Genomic DNA, 2,903 nt, shown 5'->3' with positions numbered 1-2,903 from the left:
CCGAACTCAGAAGTGAAACCTCTTAGCGCTGATGGTAGTGTGGGGTTACCCATGTGAGAGTAAGTCATCGCCAGCTCATTATTCGAAACACCCCCAACTTAATCGTTGGGGGTGTTTTTTTATGCATGCGGAAAAAAGAAAAAAGGAAAAGAACGTTATAAAAGTAGAAAAAGCTAAAGCACAAAAATAGGAAAACGAGAGATATTTAAAAAGAATAAGGCTAAACAACGCTAAAAATTTACATCAAGGTGAGCCTATATTCTTTATAGTGAAGTTCAGTCTCCAAGGTATAAAAACAATAGGATATACATATGCTCCAAGATCTTGATGAAGTCTCTATTTTAGAGATATTGCAGCAACGCTTTGAGGAAAATATGCAGCGTCATCCAGAATTACTTTGGGATGATGTTAAAAAACAATTGATAGCACAGCCCTCAAAACTACAAATTTTAATCGAAATGGAAAAAACAGGCGGTGAGCCAGATATTGTGATGCTGAATCAGCAATCTAATGACCTGATATTTTATGATTGCAGCTTAGAGTCGCCAAAGTTTAGAAGAAACTTGTGCTATGACCGTGATGCCTTGGAGAATCGGAAGGATCATCCCCCGAAAAATAACGTTATAGACATGGTTCGAGACATCGGTGCTGAGCTACTGACAGAAGAAGACTATCGAGCAATACAGCAAGTTTTTCATTTCGATTTAAAGACTTCGAGCTGGATCGTGACGCCAGTCGATATTCGGCAAAATGGCGGGGCACTGTTTTGTGACCGACGTTATGATCATGTATTTAGCTACCATAATGGCGCACAGTCATATTATGCGTCTCGAGGATTTCGCTGTAAGCTGGTGATTGCTTAGTCTCAGTGCTATCAATGCATTTAAAACAATCAAGAGTGTTCAAACGAACTTTTCTAAAGATGTAATTGCGTTTGTTTTTTAGACATTTAAAATTTTTCTAAACTAAAGATAGAAATAAATGATGGTGTATCGTTCTGAAGTTGAATGAAAGAATAGAAGAATTAGACCTGAAAACAAGGACATTATGATTTAAAAAAAGAAGTTAAATAATCATATATTGATAATGTTTAATAATTAAACTAAAACATGAAAAATAACACAATTAACATGTACTTATAAGCGACCTGATTTATTAAACATACGTCTAATATCCCTAGAAAACACTGTTCCGTATATTCCGTGGCTGTTGAATTTTACTTAAAAATTCAATGAATGTTATGGACAAGTACTCATGGGAGATGAGAACGATGACAACGGAAAAAATAGACATAAATTCTGTAGTCGATAAGGCTAAATTTACCCCGTTCCACTTCAATGTAGTGGCTTGGTGCTTATTGATTATTTTATTTGATGGCTACGATTTAGCGATTAATGGTGTGGTTTTACCTTTACTGATGCAAGACTGGGGCTTAAGTGCAATGCAAGCGGGGATGCTTGCCAGTACTGCGCTCGCAGGCATGATGTTTGGTGCCATGTTCTTTGGTTCTTTAGCAGATAAGATTGGCCGTAAAAAAGTCATCATGATCTGTATCGTTTTATTTAGTGGTTTGACCTTTGCTGGTGGTTTTGCGTCAAATCCAACAGAATTTGGTATTTTGCGTTTCTTGGCTGGTTTAGGGATTGGCGGTGTAATGCCTAACCTTGTGGCTTTAACGTCGGAATACGCGCCGCAGAAGATGCGTAGTACACTAGTAACGACGATGTTTAGTGGTTATGCAGTCGGTGGTGTGATGGCGGCACTTTTAGGTTCATGGTTCACCCCTGATTTTGGTTGGCAAATCATGTTCTTTATCGCAGGTATTCCACTTTTCCTTTTACCTGTCATTTGGAAATTCTTACCTGAATCTTTGGCATTTATGGTGAAAGAAAACAAACAGGAAAAAGCTCGCAGTATCGTGAAGCGCTTAGCGCCTGAAGTGAAAGTGACTGAAAATACAGTGTTCACTTTACCGCAAGAAAATGTACCTGAAGCTGCTAACGTGGTGAGTTTGTTCCGCCGTGGTCGTGCCGTAAATACATTATTGTTTTGGGTGGCGTTCTTTACGTGCCTATTGACCATGTATGCGCTGAGCAGCTGGTTACCAAAACTGATGATGGCAGCCGGTTATTCTATGGATAACAGCTTAATGTTTATGATGGTCATGAACGTGGGCGCAGTTGTGGGTATTGTTGGCGGTGGTATTTTGGCTGACCGTTTCCACTTAAAACCTGTGTTGATGGTTTTGGGTATGATGGGCGCGATTGTGATGAGCTTGATGGGCTTCCAATCGAATCAGTTCTTACTATACATCTTGGTGTTCTTGGCAGGTGCTGCGTCTATTGGTTCGCAAATGCTGCTGTACAGCTATGTGGCGCAGTATTACCCACTTGCTGTACGTTCGACAGGTATTGGTTGGTCTTCTGCGATTGGTCGTATGGGCGCGATTGTAGGGCCGATCTTGATTGGTGGTTTGCTCGGTATGAACTTACCTGCGCATTTCAACTTTATGGCAGTGGGTTTACCTGTACTGATTACTGCAATCGCGGTTGCATTAATCATGCATGAAAATGACAGTGATAAAATTGATGTTAAAGAGGCAACTACAGCCAAAGCTTAAGTTGTGATTCTTTAAAAAGAATAGCCTCCGAAAGGGGGCTTTTTCATGTTATAAGAAATGAATTTTATTAAAAATTCATGTTAAAAATATGAGCGAAGAACAACTAATAGCAGAGGCAATTTTACAATTAAAACAAGAATCAGATATTCTTAAAGATTATAGGACTTACGCACTATCATTTATAGATTCTCTGTGGTAGCAGATGATTTTTATCGAGAATAAAGTCATCAATGAAGTTTTTGATAATTGGTCTAAATAATTTCTTCTGCCAACGATATATATT

Annotated in this window: 2 protein-coding genes and 1 pseudogene; 2 read left to right on the top strand and 1 reads right to left on the bottom strand. The window is 38.8% G+C overall.

Annotation, left to right across the window (positions count from 1 at the left end; all coding sequences use genetic code 11):
* The first annotated feature begins 311 nt into the window (after positions 1 to 311).
* On the top strand, positions 312 to 863 hold the full coding sequence (locus FTU83_RS17040) for a DUF4256 domain-containing protein (RefSeq protein ID WP_168379821.1): 552 nt from the start codon (positions 312 to 314) through the stop codon (positions 861 to 863).
* A gap of 407 nt (positions 864 to 1,270) precedes the next feature.
* The gene (locus FTU83_RS17035; protein WP_180107421.1) at positions 1,271 to 2,620 is read left to right on the top strand and encodes an MFS transporter; all 1,350 of its coding nucleotides are present in this window, start codon (positions 1,271 to 1,273) and stop codon (positions 2,618 to 2,620) included.
* A 175-nt stretch (positions 2,621 to 2,795) separates the two neighbouring features.
* On the opposite strand, the pseudogene FTU83_RS17030 reads toward FTU83_RS17035, so the two are convergent.
* Positions 2,796 to 2,903, bottom strand: a pseudogene (locus FTU83_RS17030) (IS701 family transposase); the annotation flags it as partial.

The organism is Acinetobacter sp. YH12152, assembly GCF_013418285.1.
GTDB lineage: Bacteria > Pseudomonadota > Gammaproteobacteria > Pseudomonadales > Moraxellaceae > Acinetobacter > Acinetobacter amyesii.
The sequence above is the reverse complement of the archived record's forward strand: the minus strand, read 5'-3'. Positions and strand labels throughout refer to the sequence as shown.

Bases quoted from the DNA above. Each gene is read 5' to 3' on its own strand.
- FTU83_RS17040 (WP_168379821.1), top strand. From the start codon at position 312: ATGCTCCAAGATCTTGATGAAGTCTCTATTTTAGAGATATTGCAGCAA.
- FTU83_RS17035 (WP_180107421.1), top strand. From the start codon at position 1,271: ATGACAACGGAAAAAATAGACATAAATTCTGTAGTCGATAAGGCTAAA.